The 16,078-nt window shown below is 67.5% G+C and carries 9 protein-coding genes; 6 read left to right on the top strand and 3 right to left on the bottom strand.

Annotation, left to right across the window (positions count from 1 at the left end; genetic code table 11):
* Nucleotides 1–38 precede the first annotated feature (38 nt).
* Nucleotides 39–3,248, top strand: coding sequence for an arabinosyltransferase domain-containing protein (locus EEB19_RS06235; protein WP_262365493.1), 3,210 nt, complete (start codon nucleotides 39–41; stop codon nucleotides 3,246–3,248).
* A gap of 91 nt (nucleotides 3,249–3,339) precedes the next feature.
* Nucleotides 3,340–4,230 carry an oxygenase MpaB family protein gene (locus EEB19_RS06230; protein WP_187584247.1) on the top strand — a complete coding sequence of 297 codons (891 nt, stop codon included), beginning with the start codon at nucleotides 3,340–3,342 and terminating at the stop codon, nucleotides 4,228–4,230.
* A gap of 14 nt (nucleotides 4,231–4,244) precedes the next feature.
* On the opposite strand, the gene EEB19_RS06225 is transcribed toward EEB19_RS06230, so the two are convergent.
* Nucleotides 4,245–5,438 (bottom strand): cytochrome P450, encoded by a 1,194-nt coding sequence (locus EEB19_RS06225; RefSeq protein ID WP_187584245.1) that lies wholly within the window; start codon nucleotides 5,436–5,438, stop codon nucleotides 4,245–4,247.
* Between the two features lie 153 nt (nucleotides 5,439–5,591).
* On the opposite strand from EEB19_RS06225, the gene EEB19_RS06220 reads away from it, so the two are divergent.
* From EEB19_RS06220 to EEB19_RS06205, 4 genes are all read left to right on the top strand, one after another.
* Complete coding sequence (locus tag EEB19_RS06220) at nucleotides 5,592–6,146, top strand: TetR/AcrR family transcriptional regulator (RefSeq protein ID WP_187584243.1); 555 nt, start codon at nucleotides 5,592–5,594, stop codon at nucleotides 6,144–6,146.
* A gap of 52 nt (nucleotides 6,147–6,198) precedes the next feature.
* Complete coding sequence (locus EEB19_RS06215; protein ID WP_187584241.1) at nucleotides 6,199–6,921, top strand: VIT family protein; 723 nt, start codon at nucleotides 6,199–6,201, stop codon at nucleotides 6,919–6,921.
* A 109-nt stretch (nucleotides 6,922–7,030) separates the two neighbouring features.
* Nucleotides 7,031–7,579: a Dps family protein gene (locus EEB19_RS06210; protein ID WP_187584239.1), complete on the top strand. Its 549-nt coding sequence runs from the start codon at nucleotides 7,031–7,033 to the stop codon at nucleotides 7,577–7,579.
* Between the two features lie 222 nt (nucleotides 7,580–7,801).
* Nucleotides 7,802–9,034, top strand: coding sequence for a DICT sensory domain-containing protein (locus EEB19_RS06205; RefSeq protein WP_187584237.1), 1,233 nt, complete (start codon nucleotides 7,802–7,804; stop codon nucleotides 9,032–9,034).
* Between the two features lie 15 nt (nucleotides 9,035–9,049).
* Here EEB19_RS06205 and EEB19_RS06200 read toward each other — a convergent pair whose 3' ends face one another.
* Both EEB19_RS06200 and pks13 read right to left on the bottom strand, forming a co-directional pair.
* A complete protein-coding gene (locus EEB19_RS06200) occupies nucleotides 9,050–10,639 on the bottom strand; it encodes an acyl-CoA carboxylase subunit beta (protein WP_262365477.1) in 1,590 nt (529 codons plus the stop codon).
* Nucleotides 10,640–10,657: 18 nt separating this feature from the next.
* Nucleotides 10,658–16,078, bottom strand: coding sequence for a polyketide synthase Pks13 (gene pks13, locus EEB19_RS06195; protein ID WP_187584235.1), 5,421 nt, complete (start codon nucleotides 16,076–16,078; stop codon nucleotides 10,658–10,660).

The raw sequence follows: 16,078 nt of genomic DNA, 5'->3' as shown, positions 1-16,078 counted from the left end.
AGATCGTCTCGGTGGTGACCGGCCTCCTCGGCTTCCTGATGGCGATCGTCACCCCGCTGCTCCCGGTGAATCAGACCACCGCAGAACTCAACTGGCCGCAGGGGCAGACGGTCGGCAATGTCGCGGCGCCACTCGTCTCCTACGTACCCATCGACATGGACGTGTCGGTGCCGTGCTCTCTGGCGCGTGATCTCCCCGCCGACGGCGGCCTGCTGTTGTCGACGATCCCCGAGGGCGGACAGGATGCCGCGGCACGGGCGTTGATGATCCGCGCGACGAGCGACGCGCTGCTCGTCACCGACCGCGACGTCGTCATCCTCAACACCGAACGCGCAGCTGCCCAGGCGAACCCTGACTGCCGCATCGTCTTCCACGCCGACGGCACCGGCGTCTCGGCCCGCTTCGACAACCTGCCCGCGACAGATCAGGGGCTGCACTCGTTCGCGGTGCCCGATCAGGAGATGCGGCCACAGATCGTCGGCGTGTACACCGCCCTGCCCGCCTCGACGTCGCGCGACGGCCTGTCGTTGCACGCGACGATCGACACCCGCTACGTCAGCACACCGACGGCACTGAAGCTCGCCGTGATCGTCCTCGGCATCATCATGACGATCCTGTCGCTGATCGCGCTCGGCATCCTCGACCATCGAGACGGACGGGGCCACAAGCGTTTCCTGCCGTCGGGTTGGTGGACGATCCGCGGACCGGACATCGCGGTCTTCGCGATTCTCGCCTTCTGGTGGATCGGCGGCGCCAACACCTCCGACGACGGCTACAACTTCACCGTCGGCCGCATCGCGGGTGAGGCCGGTTACGCGGACAACTACTTCCGTTACTTCGGCGTGCCGCAGGATCCGTTCGGCTGGCACTTCCAGGTGATCTCGGCGATGACCCACGTGAGTCTCGCCGCGCCGTGGATGCGGCTACCCGCCTTCCTCCTGGGGCTGCTCGGCTGGTGGCTCATCAGCCGGGAGGTGATCCCCCGACTCGGCCGGGCCGTCCGCAACAGCACCCCCGCGGTGTGGTCGGCGGCCTTCGTCTTCCTCGCGATCTGGCTGCCCTACAACAACGGTCTGCGCCCGGAGCCCGCCGAGGCCGTCGGCGCCCTGCTGACCTGGTGCTGTGTGGAACGGGCCATCGCCACCCGGCGGATGCTGCCGTACGCGGTCGCCGTCGTCGCGGCCGCGTTCACCCTCGCACTGGCGCCCGGTGGCCTGATGGCGGTCGCGGCCCTGCTCGCAGGCATCCGACCGATCGTGAAGACGCTCGTGAGCCGTCGCGGGCGCGACGGGCTGCTCCCGATGCTCGCACCGGTTCTGGCCGCGGGAACCGCTGTGCTGTACCAGATCTTCTACGATCAGCCACTGATGCCGCTCATCGTCGGCAACAAGGTCGCCTCCGATGTGGGTCCGACGCTGGAGTGGTGGCAGGAACCCGTCCGCTACTACTACCTGATCCTGCCGACCGCCGACGGCACGCTCGCGCGCCGATTCGGTGTGCTCATCATGATCCTGTGCCTGGTGGTCGTGCTGTTGCGATTGCTCCGCCGAGCACGGCCGAACGGCGTTGCGCGCGCACCGATCTGGCGACTGATCGCGGTCACCCTCGGCACGATGTTCTTCATCGCGTTCACCCCCACCAAGTGGACGCACCACTTCGGCGTGTACGCGGGTATCGCCGCCGGTCTCGCCGCCGCGGCCGGCGCGATGATGGCACCGGCCATCCTGCGCTCGCGTCGCAACCGCACCTTCTTCGCGGCCGCGGTGTTGGGCGTGACCGCCATCGCATTCACCGGCACCAACGGCTGGTGGTTCGTCGGCAGCTTCGGCGTCCCGTGGTGGGACCGCCCGCCGTCGATCGCCGGCATCAAGCTCGGCTGGGCCATTCTGGCGCTCGCGGTGATCACCGCGCTCGTCGGCCTGTGGTTCCACTTCCGTGACGACTACGTCGACGACCGGACGCGCACCCGCGGCGGTACGGGATGGGCGTCGAAGCTGAAGTTCTCACCGCTGCCGGTGATCTCCGGCCTGGTGGTCGTGTTCATGGTGCTGTCGTTCGCGAAGGGCGCCTACGAACAGCGCGACAGCTGGTCGTGGCTGAAGTCGAACGCACGAGCGTTGGCCGGCAACGAGTGCGGTCTGGCCAACGACGTCCTCGTCGAGGCCGATCCCAACACGGGTGTGCTGCGTCCGGCGGCCGTGAACGGGCAGCCCGCCCCGAGCATCGCGGCGGCCCTGAGCGGGCCGAGTGCATCAGGCTTCACTCCGAATGGCGTGCCAAACCGGTTGTCGATCGACTCGACGGAAGAACAGGACACCGCGACGTCGACGGCTCAGAACACCGCACAGTCCGGTGCGGGCGCCGACGAGTCCACCGAGACCAGCGAATCGTCGCAGGGTGGCACCGAGGGCGGGCAGGGCACACGCGGGGTGAACGGTTCCACCGTCGGCCTGCCGTTCGGCCTGAATCCGGCGACCACCCCGATCCTGGGCAGCTATGGCTCCCCGACCGGAACCGGTTCGCTGACCACCGACTGGTACACCCTGCCCGCGCGGAACGCAGCGGCACCGCTGCTGACGATCGCGGTCGCCGGTTCCGTCGAGGCCGTCGACGGCCTCGGAGTGCAGCACAGCGGTCAACAGGTGCGCGTGCAGTTCGGCCGCACCGAGGCCGATGGCCGGGTCACGCCGGTCGGCATGATGTCGCCCATCGACATCGGCGAGGTGCCCATCTGGCGCAATCTGCGCTATCCGCTCGCCGATGCCCCGCCGCGCGCCGACGTCGTGCGCGTCGAGGTCCGCGACACCGCGGGTGCGCCGTCGGAGTGGGTGGCGATCACCCCGCCGCGGGTCACCGAGATGCAGACGCTCAACGATGTCGTCGGCACCACCGACCCGGTGTTCATCGACTGGCTGCCGGGCATGGTGTTCCCGTGCCAGCAGCCGATGGCGGTGCGCGACGGCGTTCTCGAGGTGCCGCAGTGGCGGATCATGCCGGACGCGGAGGCGACCCGGAAGAACAGTCAGACATGGATGGCCGGCAAGGCGGGCGGTCCCCTCGGTATCACCGAGGCGATGCTGACGCCGACCCTGGTGCCCACGTACCTGCGCAACAACTGGGGCCGCGACTGGGGCGGGCTGCAACGGTTCACCGAGATCGATCCCGCGCCGCCCGCGCAGCTCGACACGGGTACCGCTCGGCGCTCCGGGCTCTACAACCCGGCTCCGATGCGCTCGAGCGGGTACTGACGCCGGTCGCCGGTCACGGTTTCGTTGTCGTGACGTTGCGATTTGTGCCGGATTCCGACACGAACCGCCGGTCGGCGACCCATGATGGGGCATGACCGTCGTCGACCGATATCAGCACGCCCACGTCTGGAACGTACGTCCCGTGCGCCGACGTCGCAGCGTGCGTCGCACCGGCGACCTCGTCACCGGGCTCGGACCGACGATCGCCGGTTCCAACGTCATCATGCAATTGGCGCATCCGAAGGTCGGACACGGTGTCGTCGAGAGCCGGGTCGACTCGGGCAGTGCCGTGAAGCATCCGATCAAGCGCAGCCGTACCACGGGCACGTTCCTCGCGGTGGCCCTGCTCGGCGACGACGCGGATCGGGCCTACGTCCACGACGAGCTGCGGCGCATCCACGACCTCGTGTACTCGACCGAGCAGAGCCCGGTCCGCTACAGCGCCAACGACTCCCGCCTGCAGCTGTGGGTGGCCGTGTGCCTGACCAAGTACTTCATCGACCAGTTCGAACTGCTGTACGGCCCACTGAGCGATGCCGAGCGGGAGCGGGTCGTCGCGGATTCGCGATGGCTGGGAACGACACTGAACGTCACCGCCGATCAGTGGCCGTCCAGTTATGCCGAACTGCAGGAGTATTGGGCCGCGCAGCTCGAGACGGTGTCCATCGATCCGCCGGTGCGCGACCTGCTGCAGGGTCTTTCGGATCTGTCGTTTCTCTCCTACCGCCTCGGCGCCGCCGGGACCGTGGCACACAAGGTGTTCGGGAGACAGATGAACTTCCTGATCAAGGCCGGGCTGCCCGACGAGTTCCGCACCATGATGCGATGGCGATGGAGTGAACGGGACGAGCAGGCCTACGAACGCACGCTCGACCTCGCCCGCATCGTCGATCCCGCCGTCGGAAAACTCATGCGGGCGTTGCTGCAGGCCTACATCTACGACATGCGACTCCGACGTCGGCTGGGTCTCGCGGTGTTCTGAGGCGCTCACGCCCTTCAGGAGGATCCGGTGAGCCTGACATCCAGTGAGCGCAGCCGACGCACGAGAACACTGTGTTCCCACTGCGGGTCGTCGACCGCCACATCGAGTGCGCTGGTGTGGTCGAGGAGGAACCCGAGCGCCGTCACCGCCTGCAACCGTGCCAGAGCCGCACCGACACAGAGGTGCAGGCCCTTGCCGAAAGCCATGTGCGCACGTGGTTTCGGCCGGTCGAGGTCGATCGCCACTGGATTGTCGACGGCGTCATGATCGCGATTGGCCGAACCCCACAGCAGATACAGGTGGGATCCGGCCGGAAGCTCGGTACCGCCGAGATCGGTGTCGGCGACGACGTGACGATAGTGCCCGCGAAACGGTGACTCGAGGCGCAATGCCTCCTCGACGAAGGGCGACACGAGGTCTCGGTCGGCTCGCAGACGATGCTCGACGTCCGGATGGCCGCCCAGCAGCCACACGGCGTTGCCGAGGAGGCTGACGGTGGACTCGGCGCCCGCGGCGATCAATTGGATCAGGATCGTGAGTGCCGCGTCTCGGTCGAGCTCGCCGTCGTCGACCAGACGTGCGATGTCCCCCAGGGCTCCGGCGGCGTCCGAGGCGCCGACGGCGTCGGCCAGGGCCGAACCGAGGTAAGCCGTCAGCTCTCCGACGGCGAGGGTGGCGTCGTCGAGCTCCGCGGCGGTGACGACCCCGTCGAGGAGGACGGTGCTGCCGAAGGACCATCGCCTCAGGTCGTCGAGGTCGCAGGTCGGGAACCCGACGATCTCCGCGACCGCGGCCATCGGGAGGGGCTGGGCCACCGCGGCGACCCAGTCGATCCGGTCGTCGACCCGCCCGGCATCCCAGAGCCTTTCGAGAGTCCGCACGATGAACGGCTCCAGTTCCTGCACGCGCGTCGGCGCGAGGGACGGCATGATCATCGCCCGATGTCGGCGATGGAGCGGATCGTCGGCGGTCGCCAGCACGTGCAGCGGTGACCCCTGCTGTGCGATCGGGAACTCCGAGACAGTCCCGTCGTCGTTCCACACCATCGTCGCGGTGAGATTCGACGAGAAGTCGGCGGGCCGACGGAGCACCTCGGCGATGAGGTCGCGGGAGGCGACCAGATAGAACGACGAGTCGCCGACACGAGCGACCGGCCGGTCCTCGCGCAGCGAGTCGTAATACGGGTACGGGTCATCGAGATCATGCATACGACCAGGCTCGACCGCGACCGTGCACTCCGGCAAGCGCTCGGCGACAAGTCGACACCGGCGACGTCCGCCGGGATCGACACGCGTCTCGCGACGCCCCGCGGACCAGCATCGAATGGTGACACATCTGCGTCGTATGTCTCACACTGAGATATGACCGATGATTGGCTCGTCGGCGGCAACCGGGCCGAGCGGGCACACGACCGACTCGTCGACCTCGCCGCCGACCTCATCGCGCAGCGCGGGATCGATGCATTCGATCTCGGCGAGCTCGCGCGACGCGCCCACTGTTCGCGCGCCACGCTCTATCGCCACGGCGGTGGCAAACACCATCTCGTGGAGGCGGTGCTGCAGAGGACCTCAGCCGGCATCGTCGGCTCGATCCACGCCGCTGTGACCGGGACGAGCGGACGAGAGCGTGCGGTCCTGGCGATGACGACGGCCCTGCGCGAGGTCCGCGGCGACCGCGTCGCCGGGCCGTTCCTGCGATCCCGCCACGCGGTCGAGCAGGCGGGCGCTATCACCCGTTCCCCCACCGTCCTCGGCATCGCGGCGGAACTCATCTGGCTTCGCCCCGGCGAGCATGACAGCACTGCGGCCGCCTCGTTCGTCGTCCGCTCGGTCCTGGCGCTGTTGCTGTGGCCGCCAGACGATCCCACGGACGAAGACCACGCCATCGATCTCGTGGCTCGTGCGGTCGCCCATTAGGCAACCGTGTCCTTGCTTGCATGAAAGCCTCTGCGCCAGTTGAGTTGACGCCATGTCCGTCGAACACACCCACCAGCACGCCGACGAACCGCATCATCGGTCTCTCGCCAGTCGCCTCAACTGGTTGCGCGCCGGGGTGCTCGGGGCCAACGACGGCATCGTGTCCACCGCAGGCATCGTCGTCGGTGTCGCGGCGGCCACCGCCGAGCGCGGCCCGGTCTTCACCGCCGGGATCGCCGGACTCGTGGCGGGCGCCGTGTCGATGGCATTGGGCGAGTACGTCTCGGTCAGCACGCAGCGCGACACCGAATCGGCGGCGCTGGCCACGGAGCGACGCGAACTGGCCGAACAGCCCGAGGAGGAGCTCGACGAACTCGTGGACATCTACGAGGCCAAGGGGTTGTCCCACGACACCGCGTGCCGGGTCGCCCGCGAACTGACCGAGCACGACGCCTTCGAGGCACACGCACAGGTCGAACTCGGGATCGATCCACACGAGCTGACCAGTCCGTGGCAGGCCGCCGTCTCGTCTGCCGTGTCGTTCACCGTCGGCGCGGTGATCCCGCTCGTCGCGATACTGGCGCCACCAGCGTCCTGGCGCATACCGGTGGCGTTCGTCGCGGTACTCGTCGCGCTCGCGCTGACCGGGGCGTTGGGTGCGTCGCTCGGAGGGTCCCGACCGTGGCGACCGATGGTGCGTGTGGTGATCGGCGGGGCGATCGCCATGGCGGTGACCTTCGCAATCGGGCGCCTGGTTGGACATACCGTGGTGTGAAACCCGGAGGTCCCTCGTCGTTACGTTTCCGTGATGACCGATCTCGGTTGGATTGCCGTCGTGGATCGGATGTGGCCGTACATCAGACGCCGGTCCTAGCGTCGTTGACATGACTTCCTTCACCGCTCCCGGACTGTCCGCCGACTCGGCCACTGTGGTGTCCGAGTGCCTGCAGGAACGCCTCAGCGCGCTCAACGACCTCCACCTGACGCTGAAACACATCCACTGGAACGTCGTCGGCGCCAATTTCATCGGTGTGCACGAGATGATCGACCCGCAGGTCGACCTGGTGCGCGGCTACGCCGACACCTTGGCCGAGCGCATCGCGACTCTCGGGTCGTCGCCGAGTGGGACTGCCAAGGCGATCGAGAAGGATCGCACCTGGGCCGACTACTCGATCGGTCGCGACACCGCTCAGGCGCATCTCGGGGCGCTCGATCTGGTGTATGACGGCTTCGTCACCTCGCACCGTGCGGCGATCGAGACGGTCGGCGAACACGACCCGATCACCGAGGACATCCTCATCGGGCAGACCGCCGAGTTGGAGAAGTTCCAGTGGTTCGTGCGCGCCCACCTCGAGAGCTACACGGGTGAACTGGCGAACGCCGGTCAGTCCAGCGAGAAAGGCGCTGCCGCGGCCGCCCGATCGGCCGACTGACACCCCACCACGAACGTCCCAGCCGACGGCGGTGCCCGGGCGCTGAGCCCGCGGCGGCGCCGCAGTCAAGGTTGCGCCCGGCCGGGACGTGCCGGCTCCCTGTATCCTGGCGGACAGGCACACTGCATGCTCTGACCAGGATGTGAAGAAGTCGCATCCTCCCACGTCACACAGAGTTTCTCGCAAGCTCTGCCGGGAGGCGCACGATGACAGCTATCCACCATGACCTCTGAGGCCCGGCCAGCGCCGGCCACGGACAGCGGTTTCACCCTCTTCGAGGATCTGGAGCTCAGCATGCAGTTCGCGCCGGTGTGCCGTCTCGCCGACGGCGCAGTCGCAGCAGCAGAACTGCAACTCCGCGGACCCGCAGGCACCCGCCTGGGCACCGCCGCGGCGCTACGCCGTGCGGCGCGGCTGATGGAGGAACACCTCGTCATCGACCGCCGCAAACAGGAGTTCGCACGCTCCTCCCGCGCCGAATCCGTCGCCAAGATCCTTCCGCTCCTCGTCGGCTATGACCTGGACCTTCTCGACGACATCGACGACGCCGCGGTCGACACCCTCGAACGGCACGTCATGGTGGTGTTGCCCAGCGCCGTCGAGCGCAGCCCGCAGCACACTCTGGCGCGCGTGGCCAAGGCGCGTGCGGCCGGCAAGGTCATCTGCGTCGACGGATTGCAGAGCAACGGGCACGCGGCCACGCTGCTGTCGCTGATCGAACCGGACATCGTCGTCACCCACGCAGACCTGTTGCGCCAGAACATCAGTGAGGAATCTGCGCAACTCGCACACACCATCGCGGCACACACCGAACGCAGCCGCGCGGTCGTCATCGCCGAGGGCGTCGACGACGAGTCGCTCCGGGTGACCGCCATGACCATGGGTGCCTCGTTCGGCATCGGGGCCCTCTACCCCGCGGTGGAGAGTCCGGACAGCCTGGCCACCCAGACGATCGTCCCGCTGCCGCAGATGCCGGTCTGGTCGACACCGGGCCCGGACCATGAGACCCCGTATGCCATAGCCTCGAGTTCGATCACGCCGCGTCTCGGTGACAAACGTCTGCTCATCGAGATGAGCAAGGCCCTCGAACACCAGGCGTCCATCGGCGGCGCGGCCATCGTCCTGGGGACGTTCCAGCACGCGCAACATTTCACCGAGCGGACCGCGAACCGGTGGCGGGAGATGTCGGAGAACACCGGACTCGCCGGCGTCTACGGAGTCGGGCTCGCCGACATCCGCGACGGCAACGTGCACCGTGCACCACTCGCCCCCGACGACGACCTCGTGAACGAATGGAACGTCGCAGTACTCGGACCGCATTTCGCCGCACTGCTGTCGGCGCGCGATCAGCACAGTGGCGCAAACGATCTCGACCGCACCTTCGACTTCGTCCAGAGCTACGACCGGATCACCGTCACCCAGGCGGTGCACTCGATCCTGAAGCGGTTCGCCTGAGGCGATTGCGTCGCGCTAGATCGGCATCAGGAAGTGCTTGCGCGGAGTGCGGAGCATCTGCTTGTCCCGCAACTGCGCCAACGCCTTCCGGAGCTGCAGCCGGGTCTCCGACGGCTCGATCACGGCGTCGATGTACCCGCGCTCGGCGGCGAGGTAGGGGGTCGCCATCATCGTGTTGTAGAAACCGATGAAGTCGCGACGCACCTTGTCGGCCTCCGCAGCCGACATGCCCTCGGTCTGGCGGCGGGTCAGCACCGCCGCAGCCGATTCGGCGCCCATGACCGCGATCTTCGCTGTCGGCCAGGCGAAGTTGATGTCGGCGCCGAGCTGCTTGCAACCCATCACCGCATATGCGCCGCCGTAGGCCTTGCGCAGCACCACGGTGACCTTCGGGACGTCGGCCTCGACATAGGCGAACAGGAACCGCCCGGAACGGCGGATCGTGCCCTTCTGCTCCTCGACCAGCCCCGGCAGGATGCCCGGCGTATCCACCAGGAACACCAGCGGGATACCGAAGGCGTTGCAGGTGCGGACGAATCGCGTGGCCTTCTCCGACGAGTCGGTGTCGAGCACACCCGACATCACGTTCGGCTGGTTGGCGACGACACCGACGGCCCGCCCGTCGACGCGGGCATACCCGGTCAGGATGTTGGGCGCGAACAGCTCGGCGACCTCATGGAAGGCGCCGTCGTCGAACAGCTTGATGATGATGTCGTGCATGTCGTAGCCGGCGTTGTCGTTGTCCGGCATGAACTCGTTGAGCGACAGGTCCGACTCGGTGATCTCGGGTTCGAGTCCCGGGTTGACGACCGGCGGCTGCTCGTAGGCGCTCGACGGCATGTACTGCAGGTACTCCCGCACCCAGTCGAATGCCGACTTCTCATCGGGGGCAACGTGATGGATGTTGCCCCAGCGTGCCTGATTGTGCGCGCTGCCGAGATCCTCGGCGGAGATGTCCTCACCATTGACCTGCTTGAGGACATCCGGGCCGGTGACGAACATGTAGCTCTTGTCCTCGACGGCGACCAGGATGTCGGTGTTCGCCGGGGTGTACACCGCGCCACCGGCGCACTTGCCGAGGATCACCGAGACCTGCGGCGCAAGACCGGACAACAGATCATTACGACGACCCATCTCCGCGTACCAGGCCAGCGAGGTCACCGCGTCCTGGATACGGGCACCCGCCGAGTCGTTGATGCCGACCATCGGGCACCCGATCTTGCCCGCCCACTCCATCAGCGCGGAGACCTTGCGGCCGAACATCTCTCCGACCGTTCCGCCGAACACGGTCTGGTCGTGGGAGAACGCCGCCACCGGACGACCGTGCACCAGACCATGACCCGTGACCACGCCGTCTCCGTAGCCGGAATGGGCGGCGCCCGGCATCTTGGCGAGCGCACCGATCTCGACGAACGTACCCGGGTCGAACAACATCGTCAGCCGCTCACGCGGCGAGCAGATGCCCTTGGCCTCGCGCTTGGCGATCGCCTTCTCGCCGCCGGGTTCCTGCGCGGACGCCAGCTTCTCGCGCAGATCCGCCAGCTTGGCCGCGGTCGTGGACGCCGGCTGTGCGGTCGTGCCCAGGTCGTCGGTCGTATCAGTCACGTTCACTCGCTTTCGGTGCTACTGCCGGCCGCTCGACCCGACCTCGCCGAGACGGCGGGTGAGGTCGGCACCGATCTTGCCGATGTACGGCTCGTCGACGATGGAGAGGTGATCGCCACCGATGTGGATGATCTCGAGGTCGTCGACCACCTCACCCCATCGACCGTCCTCGTCGATCGTCGCCCACTGCGGCTCGAGCTCGATCGCACCCTCGTGCATCTTGTCGGCGCGGTACAGGACGACCTTGCCGTCGTAGGCGGTCGGCTCGATGTTCGTCAGGGCGCGATTGTCGAGGAATGACGTCCGCTGGTGCTCGATGATGCCGCCGGGGATCTTGGTGCCCGACATGGACATCATCTCCATGATGATCTGGAACTGGCCCTCGTCGTCGGCCTCCACGAGGCGGTCCATCGGGATCGGGACGTCCTCGTCGAGGTCATAGGTCTTGACCGCGAAGTCACGCCACCGTTCGAGACGAGCCCGCTTGGTGTCCGGGGTCTCGACGACCGGTTCGGACGGACGGACGACGTCGATCAGCCCGACGAAGTCGACGACCTCGCCCTGCTCACGCAGCACCTGTGCACAGCCATAGGCGAGTGCGCCACCGAGCGACCAGCCGATCAGCACGTACGGTCCGTGCGGCTGCACCTCCCGCAGGCGCGGCATGTACTGCAGGACACGCTCTTCGATGGATCCCTCGACGCGGTCGAAACCGATCACGGGTTGATCGTCGGGCAGCCGCTTGAGGAGCGCCTCGTAGGCCGAGGTGTTACCACCGGCAGGATGGAAGAGCAACGCCGGGACGGGATCTCCCGCGGCCGGGTCGTAGGACTTCTTGCCGTCGATCAACCGCAGGTATCGGAGGAAACCGTCGGTGTCGGCGCCCGCGTCGAGGAACTCGCGGACGTAGTTCGACATCTCCTCGATGGTCTCCGAGTCGAGGATGTCCTCCATATCGATGTCGCCGCCGGTCCGCTCGTTGAGACGATCCGTGAGTTGCTGTGCGACATCCTCTCCGAGGACCGGCAGTTTGGTGAAGATGCCGCCCGCCGACTTCTTGGTGACGACCGCGTACACACCGAACGTCAGTCGTTCGGCCGCGTCACGGGGTGGCACGTCCGAGCCCGCCGCGTCGGCGACGGCCTGCTGCGAGGTCAGGTCGGCATCCTTGGTCTCGATACGCTCCTCGCCAGGGCTCGTCGCTACTCGACCAGCGGGAGAGGAGGACTCGACGTCACCTGACCCCTGAGAAGCAGACTCGGCGTCACCCGACCCCTGAGGAGCAAGCTCGACGTCACCTGACCCCTGAGGAGCAGGCTCGACGTCACCTGCCCCCTGAGAAACAGACTCTGCGTCACCCGATCCCTGAGAAGGAGACTCGGCGTCACCCTTGTCGGATTCCGCATCGATCATCGCGTTGAGCGCGGCGGTGTCGAGATCACCCTGCCCCTGCGCACCCTCGGCGAGCGCGGCGACCTCGTCGCGGTGCTCGACGGCGTAGGTGACGAACTTGACGACATCGGCGAGGTTGGCCTGACGCATCGCCTGCAGTTGGAGTTGCGGGATGTCGAACTCGAACTCGACGCGGTTCTTGATCCGCACGGCCATCAGCGAATCGAGGCCGAGCTCGATCAGCGGGATCTCGCGCGGCAGGTCCTCCGGGTCGTAGCCCATCGACTCGCCGACGATGGTCGCGAGCCGATGCTCCACCGTCTCACCGGAATCCGGATTCCACTTGTTGTCGATGTCGTCGACGACCTCGTCCTCGGTGACGACCTTGTCGTCGGCGAAGACAGCAGCGGGCGATTCCGTCGGCACTGCGGACGGTTGGGCCGCGGCGGCCAGGTCACCGCCCATCACGACGGCCTCGAGCAGCAGCCGGAAGTTCTTGTCCTCCTTGGCATGCACGGTCACCGAAGCGCCGCCCGGATGCGGGCTGAGCGTCGTCGTCAGCGATCCCGTCGTCGGGACGTCACCGTGCCCCACGGCTGCGCCGACCTTGGCGTCGGGCAGCACCTGTGCGGCGGCCGCCCGGACCAGCTCACGCGGATCGGTGACGGCAGCGGCGTTCACCTCCCAGGCGTGGCGGCCGTCCGGCAGCGCCACGTGCGACCCGGGTACCGAGCCCGACGATCCCCCGGAGGAGACCTGCGCCTTGAGCCAGAACTCCTTGCGCTCGAATCGCGTTCGTGGGATGTCGGCGAAACCACCGGTGCCGGTGCCGGTACCGAACAGCGAGCCCACGTTCACGGGGTGCCCGTGGACATACAGCTTCATCAACGCGTTGACGAGGCCGAAGCTCTCGTCCTCCTTGCGGCGCAGGGTCTCGATGAGCTCCGCGTCGTGCAGCCCCGCCGAGAATGTCACCGCCGCAACGGAGATGAGCACAGCCGGGTTCGGCGACAGCTCCAGGAAGGTGCGGTGCCCGTTCTCCACGGACTTCGCGATCGCCTGGCTGAACCAAACGCTGTGGCGCAGACCCTTGGTGAAGTAGTCGATGGTGTGGACCGGGTCGTGCCCGGGCCGGTAGAACGTCTCACGGTCGACCGAGCTGTAGAACCCGACCGTCGGACGCTGCGGCTCGATCCCGGTGAGCTCGTAGGCGAGTTCACCGAGCAGCGGGTCCATCTGGGAGGTGTGGCTGGCACCCTTGGTCTGCAGTTTGCGACCGAGCTTGCCCTCCTCCTCGGCGCGCGCGACGATCGCGTCGACCTGCGACTCGGGCCCGCCGATCACGGTGTGGGTCGGCGCCGCGTAGACGCAGATCTCGAGATCCGGATAGTCCACGAGGACGTCGCTGATGTCCTCGGCGCTGTACTCGACGAGCGCCATCAGGCGGATGTCGTCGCCTGCCAGCATCGACTCGCCCTCACCCATGAGTCGCGAACGCTGGCAGATCACCCGCGTGGCGTCCTCGAGCGAGAGACCTCCGCTGATGTACGACGCCGACGCCTCACCCATCGAATGCGGCACCAGCACACCGGGTTCCGCACCGAAATGTCGCAGGGTGTCCGCGAGCGCGACCTGGATCGTGTAGATGCCGACCTGGCTCGTCTCGATGCCGTAGGTCTGCTCGTCGTCGAGGAACATCTCCGCGATGGAGTACCCGAGCTCGTTCTGCACGTACTCGTCGACACGATCGACGTTCTTCGCGAACACCGGGTTCTCTTGGTAGAGCTGCTTGGCCATCTTGCGGTGCTGTGAACCGAATCCGGACAGCAACCAGACCGCCGACGCCGCGTCGGGCGCATCGGCGACATAGACCAGCGGATTGTTCTTGCCCTCGGCGACCGCGCGGACACCGGTGACCGCGTCCTCGTGCGTGCGGGCCATCACCACGGCGCGCGAGCGTCCGTGGTTGCGGTGTGCGAGTGCGCGACCGATGTCGGCGAGCGGAGCAGCCTGTCCCGCTTCGGATTCCAGCCAGTCGAGCAGGTCGGCGGCCGACTTGCGACGACGCGACGGCAAGAACCCGGAGATCACCAGCGGGACGACCGAGCCCTCGACCGCGCACGGGGCGAAGCCGTCGGCGGGATCGGTGTCGGTGGTGGCCTCATCGGTGGCGGCGGCGCGTTCCTGCGCGGCGAGCACGGCGCGCTCGGCCTCGGTCAGGAAGTCGTCGTCATCGTCGTCGGGCGTCTCCGCGGCGGAGGCAGGGAGGTCGCCCTTCGTGACGCTCGCAAGCTCGCTCCTCAGGGAGCTGTCGGAGTCGTCGAGCTCGCTCCTCAGGGAGCTGTCTGCTGGTTCCGACGCACCCAGATCCGACGGCAGCACCTCACGCACGACCACGTGCGCGTTGGTACCGCTGAAACCGAAGCCGGACACACCGGCGATGGCGTGACCGCTGTAGCGCGGCCAGTCGGCCGCCTCGGGGATCACCTTGAGGCCGGACGAGTCGAACTGGATGTACGGGTTGGGCCCGCTGTAGTTCAGCGAGGCCGGCAGCCGATCGTTCTGCAGCGACAGGACTACCTTGGCAAGCGCTCCGGCGCCGGCCGCGGATTCCATGTGTCCGAAGTTGGTCTTCACCGAACCGAGCAGCGCGGGCTTGCCGACGGTGCGGCCCCGGCCGACGACACGTCCGAGGGCGTCGGCCTCGATCGGGTCACCGAGGACGGTGCCGGTGCCGTGCGCCTCCACGTAGTCGACGGTGCGCGGGTCGATCGCGGCGTCGACATAGGCGCTGCGCAGGACGTCGACCTGGGCCTCGGGATTCGGCGCGGGCAGGCCGTTGGACCGGCCGTCGGAGTTGACCGCGCTGCCGGCGACGACCGCGAGCACTTGATCGCCGTCGCGACGGGCGTCGGCCATGCGCTTGAGGACGAACAGCCCGCCGCCCTCGGCGCGGATCATGCCGTCGGCGTCGGACGAGAACGCCTTGATGTGGCCGTCCTTGGCCTGGGCGCCGATCTTGTCGAAGCCCAGCGTGGCGGCGGGGGTCAGGATCATGTTGACGCCGCCGGCGAGCGCGACGTCGGATTCACCCGATCGCAGGCTGCGCACCGCCTGATGGACCGCCACCAGTGACGACGAGCAAGCCGTGTCGACGGCGACGGCCGGGCCGTGGAAGTCGAAGAAGTAGGAGACGCGGCCGGCGAGCACCGAGGTCGAGGTACCGGTCAGCGCGTAGGCCGCGGTCTCCTCGGCGCCGTCGGCCAGCCCCAGGGTCGCCAGCATCTGATAGTCGTTGGTCGAGGTGCCGATGAAGACACCGACCTGCTCACCCTTGAGGTCGCTCGGTGGGATGTGCGCGTGTTCGAGCGCCTCCCAGGTGAGTTCGAGAGCGAGTCGTTGCTGCGGGTCGACCATCTCGACCTCGCGCGGGCTCATCTGGAAGAAGTCCGCGTCGAACGTCTTCACGTCGTCGAGGTAGCCGCCCTTGATGTTCGACGACTCGAGGATCTCGGCGATCCGCGGATCGGAGGTGAACTCCGACCAGCGCCCCTCCGGGAGATCGGAGATGCCGTCGCGACCGGAGATCAGGGACTCCCACGTGGTCTCCGGTGTGTGGCCGGACTTGGGGAATCGAGTCGACAGGCCGACGATGGCGATGTCGTCGTCGGAACTGCGCTCGCGCTGCCAGAACGTCTCGGCGGTGTCGTCGAGGCCCTCATCCGGATCACCCTCGATGATGCGCTTGGCCAGCATCGCGATGGTCGGATGGTTGTAGGCGACCGTGGCGGTCAGGATGACCCCGGTCTTGTCCTCGATGTCGGCCGCCAGGGCCACCGCATCGCGCGATGAGAGCCCGAACTCCTCCATCGGCCGATCGTCGGAGATCTGATCGGTCGGGATTCCCGTTGCGGTGGAGACCCAGGAGCGCAACCAGTCGCGGAGTTCACCGACGGTCAGGTCACCGACGGTTTCCCCGGCGGTGCCCTCGGCCGAGGGTGCCGCGGGAGCGGTGGGTGTGGACTCGTCGGTATTCAGTTCAGACAT

This window comes from Gordonia sp. OPL2, from assembly GCF_003797825.1.
In the GTDB taxonomy this organism is placed as follows: domain Bacteria; phylum Actinomycetota; class Actinomycetes; order Mycobacteriales; family Mycobacteriaceae; genus Gordonia.
Note: the sequence above shows the minus strand (reverse complement) of the source record. Positions and strands in the feature narration are given on the sequence as shown.

Excerpts from the sequence above, each read along its gene's own strand:
- EEB19_RS06230 (WP_187584247.1), top strand. The coding sequence starts at position 3,340 with ATGACCGTCGTCGACCGATATCAGCACGCCCACGTCTGGAACGTACGT.
- pks13 (WP_187584235.1), bottom strand. The coding sequence starts at position 16,078 with ATGTCTGAACTGAATACCGACGAGTCCACACCCACCGCTCCCGCGGCA.
- EEB19_RS06235 (WP_262365493.1), top strand. The coding sequence starts at position 39 with ATGGCGATCGTCACCCCGCTGCTCCCGGTGAATCAGACCACCGCAGAA.
- EEB19_RS06210 (WP_187584239.1), top strand. The coding sequence starts at position 7,031 with ATGACTTCCTTCACCGCTCCCGGACTGTCCGCCGACTCGGCCACTGTG.
- EEB19_RS06220 (WP_187584243.1), top strand. The coding sequence starts at position 5,592 with ATGACCGATGATTGGCTCGTCGGCGGCAACCGGGCCGAGCGGGCACAC.
- EEB19_RS06205 (WP_187584237.1), top strand. The coding sequence starts at position 7,802 with ATGACCTCTGAGGCCCGGCCAGCGCCGGCCACGGACAGCGGTTTCACC.
- EEB19_RS06215 (WP_187584241.1), top strand. The coding sequence starts at position 6,199 with ATGTCCGTCGAACACACCCACCAGCACGCCGACGAACCGCATCATCGG.
- EEB19_RS06225 (WP_187584245.1), bottom strand. The coding sequence starts at position 5,438 with ATGCATGATCTCGATGACCCGTACCCGTATTACGACTCGCTGCGCGAG.